The sequence below is a fragment of the Peribacillus sp. Bi134 genome (assembly GCF_918698065.1).
Lineage (GTDB): Bacteria > Bacillota > Bacilli > Bacillales > DSM-1321 > Peribacillus.
On the sequence record NZ_CAKKLN010000004.1, the window covers coordinates 52,003 to 70,832 of the forward strand.

Genomic DNA, 18,830 nt, shown 5'->3' on the forward strand with positions numbered 1-18,830 from the left:
TCAGAAGCATGTAAGGCTCCCTTAGGGGAGTTCATAATATTTGTATCGTATATACTGTGTTCAAAAGCGTTATTTGTGGTAGTTTATGGTAAAGTGCAGAAAAACAATAATAGGGGGATGGAAATGAAACTTTTACTAAGATTATCTTTAGTAAGTATTTGTGCATTGTTTTTAATCCCTGCAAGCGAAGATTGGAAAACTGGTAAACTGTACATTCTGTTGTTCGGTGACGGGGGGGAAATAGTGAAGTGAACATATGATTCTCTTTTGAAAACATTATCGTTTCATTTATTGTGACACTAACTCAGCAAGTACCTTAATCCCTGTTTCTGCAAAAAACTGCACCTCTGATTGTTAGGTGTTTCTAACAATTAGGGTGCAGTTCAGATTAATTATGAGCTTTTTCCAGAGCTAGCTTTAACCCGAAACCAATCAAGACCGTCCCGGTTATACCCTCGAAAATCGCTTGGGTTCTAGGCTTTTTCATGAAAGCACTGATCTGGTTCAGCAGATAGATATAAAATACAAACCACAACGCAGTTAAAACGGTGTACGTCATGCCCATGATCAGGAACGGTAAAAACGTATCATTTCCCGGGTTCACGAACTGAGGCAGGAACGTTAAAAAGAAGACGGCCACTTTAGGGTTCAGCAGATTGGTAAGGAAGCCTTGCTTAAAGCAAGACTGGTTTTCGTACTTACTTTTGACTGATGTTTCCGCCGCTGCGGCCACTTGTTTATTCCTTAATCCCCATAGGGTCTTGAAGCCTAGATATACTAAGTAAACGGCACCGACATATTTGAAGATGGAAAATAGTAAAGCGGATTTCACAATGATTGCCGAAAGTCCGAACACGGCAGCTGATGTATGAATAAGCAGGGCACAGCACGTGCCGAACATCGTTTTAAAACCTCCCGACGTCCCCACGGTAACGGTGTTCCTTGTGGCTATTGCTGTATCTGGACCGGGTAAGATGATGAGAAGAATGCACATGATGATGAACAAATAAAAGTTTTCCATATTCGGACCTCCACTCTTAGTGATGAATTCTGAAAATTATAACATAAATACACTTGGTTTAGGGAGATAAATTTGATAGTTAATGGTTACCTCAATAGAAAGGGAGGAAATAAAAAAACAAGCCAAATCATTTTTTGATCTGGCTCGCTTTTTTGAAAAATTTTGTTAGGGTAACTTTTTCAACACAGCACGTACCGGACTTCCATCTGCTTCAACTAAAGGAAGAGGGAGGGCTGCCAGCTCATAATTACCCGGTCCTATATCGTCTAATACAAGTCCTTCCAAAATGTGAATTCCATGACCGGCAAGTTCATGGTGGGCAGACAGTTCTTTACTATCCAGTGGATCTACTGATGGTAAATCAAGACCAATAAGACGGACGCCCATTTCTGAAAGATATGCCGCTAATTCTGGCTGGATAGGAGGAATCGTTTGTGGAAACACACTTCGATCCTGCCATGCATCTGTCCGTATTAACAGACGGGTAACGCCAGTTAGATCTATACTGGATAATTCATCGACTCCGATGCTTGTCTTGTTTGCTAAATGGATAACTCGGGCAATTCCCATATATAAGTCGAGATCCAAATCAATCACTCTTTTTCCATCGTCATCAAAATGAAAAGGTGCATCAATATGGGTACCGGTATGGATACTCATATTGATTTGACCAACATTGACAGATCCACTTTCTTCTTTACTCCAATTTACTTTATAAGAGAAAGGTGTATCTCCAGGCCAAACTGCAACGTTATCATCCAGACGTTGTGAAATATCAATCCATGTCCCCATGCATTTACCTCCATCTCTGCTGGCTGTTTCTTTGCTGCTTATTACATCATAGCTTCGTTCTTAAACTCCATAGTTCTGGGAAAAAGTGTTGATCAAGTGCTCTTTTTAAATACGTTACACCTGATGATCCGCCAGTACCTTGCTTATTACCAATAATCCTTTCCACTGTGGTCATATGATTAAAACGCCATAATTGCTGTTGGTGGCCAATGTCCACTAACTTTTCGCCCAGCTCGTATAAGTCCCAATATTGCTCAACATCGCGATAAACAGTCAGCCATGCCTCTTCTACACTGGCATTTGGTTCATATCTTTGTGACCAATCCCTGCTGATGGCTCCTTGATCAATAGGTAATCCACGGGCTACAAGAGCATTAATCGCCGCGTCATAAATACTTGGCTCATGAAGGGCCTGCTGCATTTGCTCGTATAACTCTGTTTGGTGCTGATAGACTGATAGCGTATGGACATTTTTGTTTCCTAATGCAAATTCAATCAAACGATTCTGATAAGATTGGAATCCGGAAGATTGTCCCAGTTTATCCCTGAACTCCATGTATTCAGCCGGCGTTAAAGTTGAAAGGACATTCCATGACTGAATCAATTGCTGCTGGATCCTTGAAACGCGAGACAGCATTTTAAACGAAGGTTCCAGCTTGTTTTGGCGGATAGACTCAGTCGCTGCTGTCAACTCATGTAAAATGAGCTTCATCCATAGCTCACTCGCTTGGTGGATAATGATAAATAGCATTTCATCATGATGATCGGAACATCTATGTTGACTGGTTAAAATCTTATCAAGGTGGAGATAATCTCCGTAAGACATCGATTTTTGAAAGTCGGTTTGAATTTCTTTCTCTAGACCCGTTATTGTTTTTTCATTGTTATCCACATTTTTCATTCCGCAATCTCCTCACTTTTCCATATGCAAAAAACTATTTATTTCGTCATTCTATTCTATCTTCTTTTCCAGAGATTCTTCCATTACATTATGGTTAATATTTCTTCTTTTTGAAATAAAATAAGCAACAGCTAAAAATAGTAACCAAGGAATCCCGAATTGAAGCATGATTTTGAAATCCGTAAACCATGACGTAATCATCAAACTAAATAGAAGAACGGCTCCTAGTATCGTTAAATAGGGAAAACCAATCATCCTTACCGGTAACTTGCGTCCGCCTGTTTTATCCCATGTAACCCTGAAAAACAAATGGGAAATGAAGATCATGAGCCATGTGAACATGGCACCGAACATGGAAATCCCCATCATGAAGGCATAGGATGAACCAGGAAGTAACGCATGAACGCCTGCAGCGATGAAAATTCCCGTTGAAGAGACTGCAAGTGCTTTTGTAGGAACACCCCTTTTGTTTAACTTTCCTAAAAAGCTAGGTGCATTTTTCCCACGTGCCAATGAAAACATCATCCGTGTTGAAGCATAAAGCTGAGCGTTCATGGCAGATATGGCAGCCGTTAAAATAATGAAGTTCATGATCCCGGATGCACCTGGAATGTTCAATATTTCCATCACTTTTACGAATGGACTTACCTCGATCCCAGCCGTTTTCCAAGGAACGATCATCAGCATGATGCCGATTGTCAGCACATAGAAAGTGGATAAACGGAACACGGTTGCTTTTAATGCTTTTGGGACAGCTGCATCTGGATCTTTTGCTTCCCCTGATGTAACCGCTATCAATTCAGTTCCAAGAAAGCTGAATAAAGAAATAAATACGGCTATCCACATCCCCTTCAAACCAAATGGGAAAAAACCGCCTTCATTCACGAAGTTTTCCGGTCCTATATGTGGCTGTTCGGATGAACCGAATAGTACATAGGCTCCAAGAAGGATAAAACCAACAATGGCACTTATTTTAATAAAGGAGAACCAATACTCAAATGTCGCGAATGTATTCACGCTGGTAGCATTTACATAAATCAGGACCCCTGCAAACAGCAAAATCCATACGATTCCCGGAACGCTCGGAAACCAATAATTCATATATACGCTGACTGCACTTACTTCAACCCCAACAGCCAAAACATTGCCAATCCAATAAGAATAGCGGACAAGATAGCCTGCCATAGGAGTCATGTACTTTTCCGCAATGGCTCCAAAAGATCCGGAAGTAGGATGGGCAACCGTCATTTCGGCTAAACAGCCCATCAACAGTAAAACAATGAACGCCCCAAGAGCATAACTGAGCAATACACTTGGCCCTGCCGCTTGAATCGCAAGCCCGCTGCCAAGGAATAGCCCTGTCCCGATGGCACAGCCCATCGCGATCATGGAAAGCTGATTTGTTTTCAGCTCACGTTTTAATCCTTTTTCTGGCTCATCTTTAAAGTTCAATTGAGTATTTTTGTTCTCCATAGTTCATCCCCTTTTTATCAAAAATGATTTTAGCATGACGTAATTAACTAACCATTTGAGGGATGAGCCCCATTTGGCGGAATTCCATGTTATGCGACCACTTCACGCTCATTCTTGAATTTTTCATATTGTTTTTCTGACATGATTTTCTTGAGTATTTGTACAACTTCCCAAACTTCTGCGTAGGAAGTATATAGTGCAACCGGAGCGAGACGAATGATGTTAGGTGCCCGGAAATCTGGAATGACACCGTTCTCTTTCAATGCCTTGCATATCCGTGCAGCTTCTTTATGCTCGAGGCTTACATGACCTCCGCGGCGTATGTCTTCTCTAGGAGTTCCAATGAAAAATCCCATGTCTTCCAATTCGAATTCGACTAAATCCATTAAATATTGATTGATTTTCAGGGATTTTTCGCGAATATTCTCAATTCCCGCTTCTATAAAAATGTCCAAAGACCCAATTAAAGGCGCACAACTTAACACATGGGGCGTGCCAATTTGATACGCTCCTGCTGATTCAGCTGGTGTTAAGGTATGTTCCATATCGAATTGTTTATCTTTTTTGGAGCCGAACCATCCAGCCAATCCAGGCATCGTTCCAAAATGTTTTCGATTTACATATAAACCGCCAACACCGCCAGGACCGCCATTTAAATGTTTATAATTGCACCAATACGCAAAATCCACATCCCATTCGCTGAATGAATGCGGGATGGCACCGATGGAATGGCATCCGTCAAATCCGATTACAATTCCTCTTTTATGAGCCTCATCAGTCAATCGTTTCATATCCAATATTTGACCGCTGCGATACAGGACCGTTGGTAAGATGATTAAAGCGATGTCATCGGTCATTGCTTGGATAATGTCATCTTCTTCAAGAAATCTGCCATCGCGGCTTTTGACGCGGATGAGATCGGTTTCCGGATCGTATCCATGTGTACGCAGCTGACTTTGAAGAGCATAAATATCAGTCGGAAAGGTTAATTCATCTGCCAAAATTTTTGTGCGCATTCCTTCAGGCTTATAAAAAGTAGCTACAAGCTGATGCAGATTCACGGTTGTCGAGCCGGTTACAATAACTTCCTCGGGAGAAGCTCCGACCAATTGGGACATCTTCGTGCCCAATTTCTCAGCCATGAAAAACCATGGGTGATTCCCTTGCGTCCATCCATCGATCCCATGCTCTTTCCAATCTTCCAAAGACTCCAGAAGAGTGCGTTCAGCCCTTTTCGAAAGAAGCCCCAATGAGTTTCCATCCATATAGATGGAATCCGGCTTTAAATAAAACTCTTCTCGAAAACCTTTAAGCGTATCATTCTCATCCATTTGTTTAGCGTGATCCAATGTATATTCAGAAACCATAATCATCCTCCTATATTAGTATTTTAATAATTCTAGGAGAATCGTACCAAAGAATATGACATGGTGTCAATAAGTTAATTCAGAAAATTATAAACATTGAAATCGAACTTTCCAACAAATGTTTTTTATTTTATGGAAATCCTTTATGCTAGAAGATAGGGGGAGGAATAAGCATGGAGAATGGCAAAGTAGGGGATAAACGGCATTTACGCTCGATCATGACACGACAAAAGTTATTGGAAGCTGCAAAGGAAATATTTCTTGAAGAAGGTTATCAAGCTGCGCTTATTTCCCAAATGATCAAAAGGGCAAACATCGGATACGGAACGGCCTATGTTCATTTTAAAGGGAAAGAGGATCTGTTAATTGTATTAATGGAGAATGTAATGGAGCAATTCTATGAAATTGCCGAGACCTCTTTCTTTCCAAAATCAAAAGACGAAGCAAAACATATCATAAACAGACAAGCTAATTCATTTTTGAAAATGGCAGAAGCTGAACGCAACATGATGCAAGTTTTCGAACAGGCCATTGGGATATCAACCATTATTTCAGATAAATGGAAAGCGATTCGCATGAAGTTCATTCAGCGAATTTCAAAGGACGTCGCCTATGCACAGCAAAATGGTCTGGCAAGGGCTGAACTAAACCATGAGCTTGTGGCAAGAGGGTGGTTTTTCACAAATGAAATGTATCTGTGGGAAATTGTCCGAAACGAACACCAAAGCACTGTCGAAGAAATTGCTCAAACCATCACCTCAGTTTACGTCGAAGGCTTGTATTTGTAATGATAATGACAGTACACCAATCTTCCGGTTTTATCGGAAGATTTTTTTTATTTCAAAACTCACGAGTAAACCCGCAGAATTCACGAGTAAACCGTTCAAACTCACGAGTAAATGCAAATTCACGAGTAAATTGCTCAAACTCACGAGTAAATAGTGCAAATTCACGAGTAAAGTGCCCAAACTCACGAGTAAAGTCGCAGAATTCACGAGTAAAGCGCAAACTCACGAGGATATAGCTCAAACTCGGAGTATATCACGCAAACTCTGGTATATATCGATCAAACTTTCGAATATATCACTCAAATTCATCTATATATCACTCAAACTTACAAGTAAGTGCAAATTCACGAGTAAACCCGCAGAACTCACGAGTAAGCCGCCCAAACACACTAATAAACGCCGTCTTTAGCATCGGACTTACAGCGTCTACGCCTTAAGTCTTACTAGAAAATATAGCTAAGGCTCATTATACGAACTTGTAAAAGTAGATAAGATATAAACATAGAAAGGAGGACGAAAACAATGAAGAAATTTGGTTTATTTATTGTAGGACTGATCGCACTTTTCCTGTTACTGGCGAACGTTGGTCCACTGATCAGCCTGGCGATTTGCTTGGCGATCCTATACTTTGGGTTCAAGCAGTTCATGAAGTCCGAATCGACAGGGGCGAAGATTGCGTGGGGATCAGTCTCCATTATCGTGCTGATCGTTTCTATTTCCCATATCCCGGCAATATTGGGACTGGTGGCAGCTTATGTTCTTTACCTGGTTTATAAAAAATGGAATGAAAATGATGAAAGTGAATCATCGAAAGAAAATGACCCGTTCTCAAATTTTGAAAGAGAGTGGAAAGAGTTGAATAAGAACTAATAGAAGGGACGGAATTGAAATGGGTAATTTATTTTCAAGAATGAAACAAACGATTTCAGCGGATTTTCATGACTTGTTGGATAAGAAGGAGCAAAAAAATCCGATTGGAATGTTAAATCAATATTTGCGCCAATGTGAGCAGGAGACAGAAAAGGTCGGTAAGCTGCTTGAACGTCAATATCTTTTGAAAGAAGAGTTTACGCGTGAATATAATCAAGCGCAAAATCTAGCTGAAAAACGTAAGCATCAGGCTGAGATTGCTAAGCAGTCAGGAGAAACCGATCTAATGGAATTTGCTGTCAAGGAAAGCCTGCACTATGAAGATCGGGCGCTAAGTTTGAAAGAGGCGCATCAAAGTGCAGAGGTTCAGTTAGCTGAACTGGAGCGGAAATATGAAGAAATGAAGCATAAGCTGAAGGATATGCATCTAAAGCGGTTGGAACTGATGGGCAGGGAAAATATTGCCCGGGCAAACAACCGGATCAATCGGGTATTGGACGGAGGCAATTCCGAAGCCAAACCGGTAGCGATGTTTGAAGAAATGGAGCATTATATCGATCGCATCGAGCACCAGGTCCATACAGATTATAATCGGCATACGATCGATGCCAGGATTGTCCAGCTTGAAAAAGAATTGGAACAGAAAGAAGCGTAAAGGTTTGTAAGGCATCTCTGTAATCCCCTGGCCTTTTGGAATGGAGGTCGGGGAAAACAGGCTGTCAGAACGTGATAATTTCATGGTATTCTTAAAAGGCACGGGTTCCTGTGCCTTTTAAGAATATCATGATCATATACAGGGGAGGCGAACCGATGTTGAACAAGTTGAAGACGGACTATATGGGATGGATACTTCTCATCGGAGTCGTCCTGCTTTTTTTAGAGATTTCATTTACGGGTGGAGGTCTCCTTTTTTCCATCGCTTTTTCAATAGGATGTATCTATTTAGGCAGGAAATTCACAAAACGGACAATCGGGAAAATTCTATTTTTTATAGGGCTGATTTCCCTTATCATCACCGTCTTGAATATGTTCGTTTTTAGATTTTTCCTAATGGCGATCCTTATTTATCTATTGCTTTTATATTATCAGTCCAAAAAGAATCCTGATTGGGTCAGTCCCATTATAACCAATGATGATTCGGACGAAGAACGGATCAATAAGGAGCCACTGCTGAAAACCGATTATCTATTTAAAAATAAATTGTTCGGTCATCAACAAACGGCCGAACATGTATATGAATGGAATTCCGTGAATGTTCAGGGCGGTGTCGGTGATACGGTTATCGATTTAAGCAAAACGATTTTACCGAAGGGCGACGCTGTCATTTCCATCAGGAATATCATTGGCAATATCACTGTTTTTGTACCGTATGGAATCGAAATCAGGGTCCATCATTCTGTCATTGCAGGCAGAGCGCGGATCTTTGAGAATAAGCCTGAATCCAGGGTCTTTAATCAAATTTATTCCTACCAAACGGAAGGGTTCAATGAAACGGATCACAAGGTTCATATCATCACTTCAATCTTAGTTGGGGATTTAGAGGTGAAGCGGATATGAGCATACTGACACGGCAGATATTGACTGCCCTTGGTGTTGCTTTTGTTCTTTCCCTTGCCTTGCCGGCGGCGGTTTTCTTCATTTTTCCTTTATCCGACTGGAGCTTATTATGGGAGAAAATGGTCATGGGGTTACCCTTCGTCATATTCCTGCCAAGCCTGGTCATGACGGTAGGGCTGATTTATGGAGTTGTTTCGGGAATGTTTTGGAAGAGGCAGCTCGAAAGGGTGGATGAAGGGCTGCATTTACTTGAACAGGGCCGTCTGCCATCGCAACAGGAGGGGTATCCGGTCCAAGAAATCGCTAAAATGGCGGAACGGATGCAACTGATCCATAAGCAAATCAATGAGCAGACAAAATTATCGCAAAAAATGGCGAATGAAAAGGCCATTGATCAGGAGAAACAAATCCAGGAAATCGTTTCCCAGGAACGAAACCGTTTGGCGCGGGAGCTGCATGATTCGGTGAGTCAGCAATTGTTTGCAGCTTCAATGTTCATGTCGGCCATCACTGAATCACAATCCGATATGGAAAAAACGGAAATGAAACAATTCAAGGTAGTGGAAGAAATGATCCATCAATCTCAGCTTGAGATGAGGGCGCTATTGCTTCATTTGAGACCTGTTGCATTAAAGGGAAAATCTTTACATGAAGGAATGAAGGAGCTTCTTTTGGAATTGGCCCAAAAAGTGACGATGGATATAAATTGGAAGATGGAGCCTGTCACTTTGGATAAGGGGATTGAGGACCATCTGTTTCGGATTTTACAAGAATCGATTTCCAATACACTGAGACATGCAAAAGCCAATTCGCTTGAAGTGCTATTGATCGTTCGTGATGGAATGGTCATTTTACGAATAACGGATGACGGCATCGGTTTTAACGTCGAGGAGTCGAAAACGGGATCATATGGTCTGCAAAATATGCATGAACGGGCTGTTGAATTAGGCGGAACGATGCAACTTGTAAGCGTTCCGAATAAAGGAACGAAACTTGAAGTGAAAATCCCATTATTAAATGCTGGAGGTGATCATGATGATTAAAGTATTATTTGTCGATGACCATGAAATGGTAAGGATAGGGGTATCGGCTTATTTATCCGCACAATCGGATATCGAAGTGATCGGGGAAGCGGACAATGGCTTGAAAGCTGTCGAACTGGCAATGGAATTGCGTCCGGATATCATTTTGATGGATTTGGTGATGCCGGAAATGGACGGCATAGAAGCGACGAAACGAATTATCGAAAAATGGCCTGAAGCAAAGATCATCATTGTGACAAGCTTCCTGGATGATGAAAAAGTGTACCCGGCATTGGAAGCCGGAGCGACGAGCTATATGTTGAAAACATCAAAGGCCAGCGAGATTGCGAGAGCCGTCCGTTCCACTTTCCAGGGTCAAAGCGTACTTGAACCTGAAGTGACGGGAAAAATGATGGAAAAGCTGCGTCGCCCTAAAATCACCCAGCTTCATGATCAATTGACAAACCGTGAAATGGAAATTTTATTGCTGATGACTCAAGGGAAAACGAATCAGGAAATTGCCGATGAACTATACATAGCCCTGAAAACAGCCAAAGTGCATGTCAGCAATATATTAAGCAAGCTTGCGGTACAGGACCGCACGCAAGCAGTAATTTACGCATTTAAGCATTCGCTCGTTCAAGAAGAAGAGTAAAGAGCGTCTATTTACCAATAGAGGAAAGTTTGTTATATTTAGGGAAATATCCCATCCTGTAAAGTTCATTCAAGGTTGCTGATTCCAGCCTTTTTACGGATTACAGGAAAAAAGTAGGTGAAATGATGTTAAGAGTGATTTTAGAATTATTTCGTATAATCACCATTATTTTCGTTATTGGAATGATAATGGGGCTCATCATTAATTCAATCTATGCGATTTTTGGAATAACCGTAGAGAATACCACGGGCGGATGGATCGTTGGTATGGCAATTTTTCCATTACTTTATGTACTCTATAAAAACCGGCTTCAATTTTCAGGTTTCTATAAAAATGGCAAACAAGTAAAACTCTCAAACAGGACAACTACTATACTGCTTTGCTTCTCTGTGTTAATGTTGACGGTTGCCCCTTTATTTCGCTAACGGAATGTAAAAAGAGCATGTTTTAATCAAAACATGCTCTTTTTTATACCGTTTTTTTAGATTATACAGCTTCCTCTGCGGTATCGAGCCTCGTTCCGTATATCCGATAAAGAACCAGGGCAAATACCATTCCTATAAAGGAGATGGAGGAAATGAACAGGTAAAGTGTCTTGCCGCCGTAAGCCCCATATATGGCTCCGCCTATATAAGAAGCAATGATTCCCGAAACCCCGAAGAATAGCAGCGCCAGTACGGTCTGGCCTGTGGCACGCCATTCCACCGGAACGATCCGGTAAAGATATTGGATGGCCGCAGAGTAGAAAATCGGGAAAGTCAATAGCTGCATGACTTGCAAATAAGCTAATAGCTGTGGATCGGTAATCCATGCAGAGACGAAATAACGGATAAAGAAAAACGCTGCTGCAAACGAAATGATGATGATTTCCTTACCTTTGCGCAGCCACCAAAAGCTTAGGGCGAATACAACGATTTCACTTCCCGCCGCCAAGAACCAGGTCAAGCCTACAAGCTTGGCACTTCCTCCAAGTTCCCGGATATATACTCCAAGGAAGGTATCGTTCATCCTTGCTGGAACAGCACAGATAAAGACCAATAACAGAAAGAGAAGCGTCTCTTTATTACTGAAAAAATGCTTAAGGCTGCTTAAGGTGACAGGTTTCCCTGAAACGGGAGCATCAGGCATCATCCAGCTGACAATGAAGCTGATCAAACCTATTCCTGCAAAAAGGAACGCAAGGCTGTTCGCTCCGAAATATGACATAACATAGCCGGTGATCAGCGATATGACCGCATAACCCAATGCACCATATGTCCGGATGGAGCCATAGCTGATCCCGGATTTCTCTGCCATTGTAAAATTGAGGCTTTCCGTCAGGGGATCGATCGGCATCAAAAAGAAATATAGCAGCATGGCAAACAGGATGAGCTGAAGATAACTGCCTGAATCATAGAGGAAATAACCAATTACGCTCGAGAAAAAGATGAGTAACAACAGGACTTTTCGTATAGTCCTTGTTTTGTCGCTGATCATTCCCCATAAAGGCTGGGTGATGAGGGTGACAAAACCTCCTGTACCGACGATGAATCCGATTTGGGCTGGACGCAAACCTTGATCAGCCAGATAGACTGGGAGAAACGGAATGAAAATGGCAAGCAGTCCAAAATATAAAAAGTTAAAACTCTTTAATAATCGTATTGCTTTCATAAAAAATATGATACCTCACGTGTTCTATAGATTGAATTGATTTCAGACCATGTTATTGTATCATTGATGACAGAATTTGAAAAAATAGTTTAAATTTTATGGATGAAAATAGAATGATAGAGTTGGTTTCGAGGTTAAATTTCACTTTTTAAAAATGGATGTAAATGATAGAATTAACACTTATTGTTAATTGGGGAGGGTGGTAATTCATGGACCAGGACACAAAAGTAATTCAAGAGTTGCAGGAATTGAAGAAAAAAGTCGGTCATCTGGAAGACTTATTAACGCAGCAAAAGAATAAAAAGGAAAAAGCAGGACCATTTCGAATCTTCCTGGACGCAGTAGGCTCACTGCTATTTGGATTAATTGTTGTAGGACCGGTTATTGTGATTGTCGTTGGGGTTCTGATGGTGGCTGCATCATGGTTAGGGATGGAGTTTTTTTAGGAGAGTCTAGGCTTTTATGAATAGATTAATTGATTAATTGATTAGGTAAACAACAGGAGCTGTGATCGGTTTTTTCAGTGGGAATTATTGACGATGGCTAGGGAAAAGACCTTTAAAATCCGTCCATTCGGATATATCGGTTCCATTTTGTTAGTTAGGATATTAGAGGATATTTATCCTATAATTATATAAAAATGAATTTGTTAAAATTGACCCAGAGAAATTTGAACTAATTAAAAAGGTATCATTAGTAAGTTGTTATTCTTGAAGCCTTTTCGTCATTGCTTATACGTTGGCTACTCATTTCGGTGATCTAGTTCAGATGTTAGCAGCACTTGTAAACAAAGGGAATTAATTTGGTCTAGAGGGGCGAATACGCCCACTTCTTTATTTGCTTTGCTTTAAAGTAAAGCTTTCTTCATTACCATCCCAATTAATTGTTATATGTATAGGCATACTTTCATTAGTTACTGAACAGCCGCTACATGCAGTTTGAATTTCAACTGTTGGTTCGTTGTAGTTTGTCGTTTTCTGCTTAGTTTCACCATCATTGAAATCTCCAAAGTCTTGAAAAATACATCGTTGGCTACATCTTTATATTTAAAAGTATAGGTTCCATTTTCCGAATCTTCAGTAGCGGTTGTAACATACTCTCCTTTCCAATGATCGCTCTCCCCAGAAAGATTCATGTATTTATCACCGTTACTACACCCAACCAAAACAGATAATAAAAAAATTATAATAATTAAGGTTTTTTTCATTATGTCCTCCAAACAGATAGTGAGTTATTCGTTAGATTTATTTCCTATATAAATACTATAACATTGAATATGTGGAAAAATATAGAGGAAACCGAGTGCGGGAAGAAGGTAACCTCATGATACATTTCTAACAGATAAGCTGCCGTAGCAACCAGTCTTATCGGTTGCGTTTGCCAAGAAACGGAAATAGAACCACTCATCCTCACAAGATCGTAATAGCTGGCTCACGTTGATTTCCCCTAATTTATTTCTTTGAAAATATTATCCTAAGAAAGTTATTGACAAATTTACCTTGAGTCCGTATAGTATGGGATATTATTAAAAATATTCAGATATAATTTTTCAAACGCAATGATCAGGAGTAGTAAAAGCTCATTATTCGGTGAAGAGAGCTGCGGGTTGGTGCAACGCAGTCCAATGATACTTTGAACTTGCCTGGGAGTGGTAAAGCGAAAGATAGGAATGATTCCATTCTTTTGTTTTAACGATTGACCTTCGTTACAAGGTTTTTAAAGCAGGGTTCTAAAAGAGAGCCAATAAGAGTGGTACCGCGGTAAGCTTAAGGCATATCGTCTCTTTCTTCATTTGATTATGAAGGAAGAGACGATATGCTTTTTTTGATTTTGGGGAGGTAAGGATATGGAAACGGACAAACGGAATTTACAGAGGACAATGACTTCAAGGCATATAACGATGATGGCATTAGGAGGTGCCATCGGGGCAGGTTTATTTAAAGGAAGCAGTTCAGCCATTGATATGGCAGGTCCTTCCGTAATCATTGCGTACTTGATAGGAGGCATCATCCTATTATTCATCATGCAAGGTTTAGCTGAAATGGCGGTCCGCAATAGCGGTGCACGAACATTCAGGGATTTGGTCCAATCGATTTTAGGAAAGTATCCTGCCTATTTCCTGGATTGGATTTATTGGAAAATGTGGGTATTGAATATCGCGGCCGAATCAGTGGTTGCGGCAATTTTCATTCAATATTGGCTGCCTGGATATCCAATCTGGATATTGGCATTAGCTGTTTCGGTTTTAGTTACTGCGGTTAACTTACTGTCGGTAAAGGTTTTTGCTGAAACGGAGTACTGGCTTGCTTTAATTAAGATTACCGTCATCATTGTGTTCATCATGGCTGGATTATTGTTGCTGCTCGTTACTTTTGGTGATCATACAGCCGTCGGTTTTTCTAACTTGACCGAGCATGGAGGTTTCTTTCCGAATGGATCGACAGGTTTGATCACTGCGATGCTGGTGGTAATCTATTCATATGGCGGTACGGAAATCATCGGGGTCACATTAGCTGAAACGAAAAATCCTGAAAAAGTGGTTCCAAAGGCCGTTCGCAGTACATTGGTCAGGATCATTTCTTTCTATATCATTCCTTTTTTCATCATCGTTAGCTTAATTCCTTGGAACGAAGTAAACGGAGTGAAGGAAAGTCCGTTTGTAATGGTCTTTCAAATGATCGGTATTCCTGGTGCCGACCATATCATGAACGCCGTTGTTCTATTAGCGATCATTTCATCGATGAACTCCGGGTTGTATGGTTCATCCCGCGTTCTGTATACACAAGCCGTGGATGGTCGCGTTCCGAAAATCTTTTCCCGTTTATCCAAGAAGAAAGTACCTGTTCCCGCAATATTAATGTGTACTTCCGCTTTATATGGCGGTGTACTGATTTCCTTATTTGCTGGAAGCAAGACCTTCGATTTCCTAATGGGTTCGCTTGGATATACCGTATTATTCATCTGGTTGATCATTGCTTTCGCCCATTTGAAATCACGTAAACAACAGTCAGGAAAAACAAGTGCCTATTCGGTAAAATGGTTCCCGTATACGACTTGGGCTGCGATCATCGCTTTAATAACGATCCTGATCGGAATCATTTTCACGACATCCATAGTCGTTACAATCATTACACTTTGCATCTACATCTTCATTTCCTTAACGTATGTATGGAAAAAACGCCATAACAAAATCTAGAGAAGGCGGAGTGATCACTTTTGCCTTCCCGCATATAAGTTTCCGTTTCAAGCCGTGGTATATGCCATGGCTTTCGTTATGTATTCATGGTCTGATGAAAAGTAAGAGATATCCATTTTACTAGTTCATGGGAATCATTAACTTTAGCAATTAAAGAGATAATCTAGTGAAAAATGTTGTATAATAATCTTTGGAAAAAAACCAATATATTGAAAGTCGGAGCGAGCTATGAAAAACAATTCCTTACTATCCTTTCACCCGTTATATTATTTAATACTTTTGGTGATTACTAGTTCCATCTATTCAATCATCAATCAATCTTCAGGTCATGCTGTCGATGTTACGACTATAATAGATGGGGAGATTCCCTTTATTAAAGAATTTGTCGTTCCTTATTTACTTTGGTATCCGTATATTTATGGATTGCTGATTTACTACTGTTTTGTTGACCGAAAGCACTATTTCGTAGGATTAGGCAGTTTGATATCGGGGAAACTTTTCTGTTTTCTTGTATATTGCCTTTGGCAAACGACAGTTCCGCGTCCGGAAGTGGTGGGTAACGATATCTTTGCCCATTTAATGCGATTCGTCTATAGTCATGATCAACCTGTCAACTGTCTTCCCAGCATACATGTACTGACTACATTCATCATGATGATCGTCGCCCATAAGCGGAAAGAACAGCACAAATGGGAGTATGCCAGTGTCACTGCATTCGGAACACTGATCATCCTCTCCACGCTATTTACGAAACAGCATGCTGTATTGGATGTACTCGCTGGAATACTCCTTGCATGCGGGGTATATGCAGCTGTCCAGTATATGTTCCAAGCACTATCGGCTATTCAGGCCAATCATTACACAGCGAGGCAAATTAAAAAGTGACCATATGTAAAAAAGCATCGAACCTCCAATGGAAGTCCGATGCTTTTTTATTTTACATTTCAGCTTCGATTTTCAAAGATGATTCTTCACTGAACTGTTCCTTATCCAGGTCGCCCGTTATTTTACTAGTCAGAATACCGGAAGTCATGCTTCCGCTGACATTCACAGCCGTTCTTCCCATATCGATCAATGGCTCGACGGAAATCAGCAGACCGGCCAAGGCGATTGGCAAGTTCATTGCAGATAATACTAGGATGGCAGCGAATGTTGCTCCTCCGCCTACACCTGCAACCCCGAATGAGCTAATGGCCACGATGGCAATCAACATGGCTATAAAGGAAGGATCTAGCGGGTTGATCCCAACCGTTGGAGCGATCATGACCGCTAACATGGCCGGATAGATTCCGGCACAGCCGTTTTGACCGATCGACAAGCCGAAGGATCCGGCAAAGTTGGCAATACCTTCGGACACCCCTAGTTGTTTCTGTGTCTGGATGTTCAATGGCAGAGCTCCTGCACTTGTTCTTGAAGTGAAGGCAAATGATAATACCGGGAAAGCTTTTCTCAAATATACGATTGGATTCAATCCTGCAAGCATCAGCAATAACAGATGGATGAGGAACATGACAATCAGGGCGACATAAGAGGCACCGACGAATTTCCCCAATTTCAGGATTGCATCCAAATCACTCGTAGCTACAGTCTTCGTCATGATCGCCAAGATCCCGTAAGGTGTTAAACGCAGGATCAATGTTACAACGCGCATGATGATGCTGTGCAATGTATCTACTATTTTAGCAAAAAATTCAGCATGTTCAGGCTGTTTCCTTTTGACCCCTAAATAGGCAATCCCAAGAAATGCAGCAAAAATTACAACGGAAATGGTTGATGTCGGACGTGCACCCGTTAAATCAAGGAACGGATTGGACGGAATCAACTCAAGGATTTGCTGCGGCATCGTTTTATCCTGAATCGTACCGTATGTTTCCGATATTTGATCCCCGCGGCTTAACTCCGCTTCCCCTTGCTCAATTTGAACGGCTTCCAAATTGAATACAGTTGCTGAGGTGATCCCAACAGCTGCTGCAATTGCGGTCGTTCCAAGCAGGATCCCGATGATCAGGACACTGATTTTTCCAATATTGCTAGTCAGTTTCAATCTTGTGAATGCGGATAAGATCGAAATGAAGACAAGCGGCATGACGATCATTTGCAGGAACTTGACATAGCCTGAACCTACAATGTTAAACCAATCGACCGATTTAACGATCGCTTCTGACTGAGGTTCATAGAAATACTGCAAAAGAAGTCCGAATACAATCCCTAAACCAAGTCCAGTAAAGACCCTTTTTGTAAAGGAAATATGCTTCTTATTCATGTAAAATAAAACGCCTAAAAGAACGAGCATTATGGCAAGATTTAAAAACACATAACCAATCATATATATTCCTCCTAATTCCGATTAACCAAATGAGAATAATGAATATCTGAAGACTATGATACATCATCCGTTTATTTTTTACCAGAAGAAAATAATTTATTTTTGACTTTTCAAGTAATTCATGTATTTATCTCTATTCACGAAATGGGTTAGAGGGAACAATAAAGGGTGGCTGGAACAAGCTAGTTATAAATCCTTTCATTATATATATTTATCAGGAAGGATAAGCACTTGGTTTTCTTGAATGATATATCAGGCCGCATATGCTTAGCGTTTTTTTGAAAGGATGAAGGAATGATGGATATATACATTGACAGGCTTAATGAACAGGATGCACAAGCGTTATTTGCATTTGAATGCAATAATAGAAGGTTTTTCGAGCAAACGGTCCCAGGCCGGGGAGATGATTATTATAGCTTTGGAACGTTTGGAATCAGGCATAAGGAATTATTAAAAGAGCAAGAAGATGCTATCTCCTCTTTTTATTTGATTAAGGATGGTTCAGGCATAATCGTCGGCAGAATTAATCTTGTGGATATCGACCCAATAAAAGGTACGGCACATGTTGGTTATAGAATCGGAGAAGCGTTTACGCAAAAAGGGATTGCGAACAAAGCTTTAAAGCTTTTGGTTAATCTGGCGCCGGAATTGAATGTGACTCAAATACATGCCAAAACGACAAGCGACAATATCGCTTCCCAAAAGGTTTTAGTGAAAAACGGTTTTGAACGGATTTCGATTAATGAGGAAATTAGTGCAGATACTGGTCAAAAGCTAACATTCTACCATTATAGAAAGAATCTATAAATCCATATTCCTCTACTAATAGACCGCATTCCCATTTTTTTAATTGTGAAAAGATAGGGAGTATACTATACTAACGTTGTATTTAATGTTTGGAAAATTTTGCGAAGTTCATATATTTGCCGCTGGGTGCCTTTGTGTGAACAAAGGGTAACAGGGAATCGGGTGCAAATCCCGAGTGGTCGCGCCACTGTAACCAAGGAGTTTTCTTTCAGGATGTCACTTGACCGTCAGTCAGGGAAGACGAAAGGAAATGTTGATCTGGAAGCCAGGAGACCTACCCAGTGAGCATCACCAATTTTTCCTTCGCTGAGAGGAGAGGTGTTCGAGAGTAAGAAAAGGCGGACTTAGGTCCTTCCGTATTTTTTGGCCTATACTCGTAACTCCATTCTTTGTTAAAAGGATTGG

The 18,830-nt window shown here is 40.8% G+C and carries 20 protein-coding genes, 1 riboswitch and 1 other annotated feature; of the genes, 12 read left to right on the plus strand and 8 right to left on the minus strand.

Features of this window, described 5'->3' with window-relative positions; translation table 11 throughout:
* The first annotated feature begins 123 nt into the window (after positions 1-123).
* Complete coding sequence (locus LQ188_RS26830) at positions 124-252, plus strand: hypothetical protein (protein ID WP_290370113.1); 129 nt, start codon at positions 124-126, stop codon at positions 250-252.
* Between the two features lie 136 nt (positions 253-388).
* Here LQ188_RS26830 and LQ188_RS08860 read toward each other — a convergent pair whose 3' ends face one another.
* The 5 genes from LQ188_RS08860 to kynU form a co-directional block, all read right to left on the minus strand.
* Positions 389-1,021 carry a LysE family translocator gene (locus LQ188_RS08860; RefSeq protein WP_214770607.1) on the minus strand — a complete coding sequence of 211 codons (633 nt, stop codon included), beginning with the start codon at positions 1,019-1,021 and terminating at the stop codon, positions 389-391.
* 165 nt (positions 1,022-1,186) lie between these two features.
* Entirely contained in the window at positions 1,187-1,813 is a 627-nt protein-coding gene (gene kynB / locus LQ188_RS08865) for an arylformamidase (protein ID WP_101223136.1), read from the minus strand.
* A 46-nt stretch (positions 1,814-1,859) separates the two neighbouring features.
* Positions 1,860-2,714, minus strand: coding sequence for a tryptophan 2,3-dioxygenase (kynA, locus tag LQ188_RS08870; RefSeq protein ID WP_101223135.1), 855 nt, complete (start codon positions 2,712-2,714; stop codon positions 1,860-1,862).
* Positions 2,715-2,765: 51 nt separating this feature from the next.
* Complete coding sequence (locus tag LQ188_RS08875) at positions 2,766-4,187, minus strand: amino acid permease (RefSeq protein ID WP_230176625.1); 1,422 nt, start codon at positions 4,185-4,187, stop codon at positions 2,766-2,768.
* A gap of 89 nt (positions 4,188-4,276) precedes the next feature.
* A complete protein-coding gene (gene kynU / locus LQ188_RS08880; protein ID WP_101223133.1) occupies positions 4,277-5,554 on the minus strand; it encodes a kynureninase in 1,278 nt (425 codons plus the stop codon).
* Between the two features lie 173 nt (positions 5,555-5,727).
* On the opposite strand from kynU, the gene LQ188_RS08885 reads away from it, so the two are divergent.
* From LQ188_RS08885 to LQ188_RS08915, 7 genes are all read left to right on the plus strand, one after another.
* A complete protein-coding gene (locus LQ188_RS08885; protein ID WP_101223132.1) occupies positions 5,728-6,342 on the plus strand; it encodes a TetR/AcrR family transcriptional regulator in 615 nt (204 codons plus the stop codon).
* A 522-nt stretch (positions 6,343-6,864) separates the two neighbouring features.
* Positions 6,865-7,212: a flagellar basal body rod protein gene (locus LQ188_RS08890; RefSeq protein ID WP_101223131.1), complete on the plus strand. Its 348-nt coding sequence runs from the start codon at positions 6,865-6,867 to the stop codon at positions 7,210-7,212.
* A gap of 19 nt (positions 7,213-7,231) precedes the next feature.
* Positions 7,232-7,867 carry a PspA/IM30 family protein gene (locus LQ188_RS08895; RefSeq protein ID WP_230176626.1) on the plus strand — a complete coding sequence of 212 codons (636 nt, stop codon included), beginning with the start codon at positions 7,232-7,234 and terminating at the stop codon, positions 7,865-7,867.
* A gap of 155 nt (positions 7,868-8,022) precedes the next feature.
* A complete protein-coding gene (gene liaF / locus LQ188_RS08900; RefSeq protein WP_230176627.1) occupies positions 8,023-8,769 on the plus strand; it encodes a cell wall-active antibiotics response protein LiaF in 747 nt (248 codons plus the stop codon).
* Complete coding sequence (locus LQ188_RS08905; RefSeq protein WP_230176628.1) at positions 8,766-9,812, plus strand: sensor histidine kinase; 1,047 nt, start codon at positions 8,766-8,768, stop codon at positions 9,810-9,812. The genes liaF and LQ188_RS08905 overlap by 4 nt, the downstream gene beginning before the upstream one ends.
* Positions 9,805-10,446 carry a response regulator transcription factor gene (locus LQ188_RS08910; protein WP_053536075.1) on the plus strand — a complete coding sequence of 214 codons (642 nt, stop codon included), beginning with the start codon at positions 9,805-9,807 and terminating at the stop codon, positions 10,444-10,446. The genes LQ188_RS08905 and LQ188_RS08910 overlap by 8 nt, the downstream gene beginning before the upstream one ends.
* Positions 10,447-10,571: 125 nt before the next feature.
* Positions 10,572-10,871 (plus strand): hypothetical protein, encoded by a 300-nt coding sequence (locus LQ188_RS08915; RefSeq protein WP_230176629.1) that lies wholly within the window; start codon positions 10,572-10,574, stop codon positions 10,869-10,871.
* Positions 10,872-10,932: 61 nt separating this feature from the next.
* On the opposite strand, the gene LQ188_RS08920 is transcribed toward LQ188_RS08915, so the two are convergent.
* The gene (locus LQ188_RS08920; protein ID WP_230176630.1) at positions 10,933-12,096 is read right to left on the minus strand and encodes an MFS transporter; all 1,164 of its coding nucleotides are present in this window, start codon (positions 12,094-12,096) and stop codon (positions 10,933-10,935) included.
* Between the two features lie 209 nt (positions 12,097-12,305).
* Between LQ188_RS08920 and LQ188_RS08925 the strand changes: the two genes are divergently transcribed.
* Positions 12,306-12,542: a hypothetical protein gene (locus LQ188_RS08925; RefSeq protein WP_230176631.1), complete on the plus strand. Its 237-nt coding sequence runs from the start codon at positions 12,306-12,308 to the stop codon at positions 12,540-12,542.
* 467 nt (positions 12,543-13,009) lie between these two features.
* Here LQ188_RS08925 and LQ188_RS08930 read toward each other — a convergent pair whose 3' ends face one another.
* Positions 13,010-13,303, minus strand: coding sequence for a hypothetical protein (locus tag LQ188_RS08930; RefSeq protein ID WP_230176632.1), 294 nt, complete (start codon positions 13,301-13,303; stop codon positions 13,010-13,012).
* Positions 13,304-13,645: 342 nt separating this feature from the next.
* Positions 13,646-13,883: a binding site (T-box leader), on the plus strand.
* 59 nt (positions 13,884-13,942) lie between these two features.
* Between LQ188_RS08930 and LQ188_RS08935 the strand changes: the two genes are divergently transcribed.
* Both LQ188_RS08935 and LQ188_RS08940 read left to right on the plus strand, forming a co-directional pair.
* The gene (locus LQ188_RS08935) at positions 13,943-15,292 is read left to right on the plus strand and encodes an amino acid permease (RefSeq protein WP_101223124.1); all 1,350 of its coding nucleotides are present in this window, start codon (positions 13,943-13,945) and stop codon (positions 15,290-15,292) included.
* Positions 15,293-15,520: 228 nt separating this feature from the next.
* Positions 15,521-16,177 (plus strand): phosphatase PAP2 family protein, encoded by a 657-nt coding sequence (locus tag LQ188_RS08940; RefSeq protein WP_101223123.1) that lies wholly within the window; start codon positions 15,521-15,523, stop codon positions 16,175-16,177.
* 52 nt (positions 16,178-16,229) lie between these two features.
* Here LQ188_RS08940 and LQ188_RS08945 read toward each other — a convergent pair whose 3' ends face one another.
* The gene (locus LQ188_RS08945; protein ID WP_072273439.1) at positions 16,230-17,618 is read right to left on the minus strand and encodes an L-cystine transporter; all 1,389 of its coding nucleotides are present in this window, start codon (positions 17,616-17,618) and stop codon (positions 16,230-16,232) included.
* Positions 17,619-17,915: 297 nt separating this feature from the next.
* On the opposite strand from LQ188_RS08945, the gene LQ188_RS08950 reads away from it, so the two are divergent.
* Positions 17,916-18,425 carry a GNAT family N-acetyltransferase gene (locus tag LQ188_RS08950; RefSeq protein WP_230176840.1) on the plus strand — a complete coding sequence of 170 codons (510 nt, stop codon included), beginning with the start codon at positions 17,916-17,918 and terminating at the stop codon, positions 18,423-18,425.
* A 107-nt stretch (positions 18,426-18,532) separates the two neighbouring features.
* Positions 18,533-18,722, plus strand: a riboswitch (cobalamin riboswitch).
* Positions 18,723-18,830 lie beyond the last annotated feature (108 nt).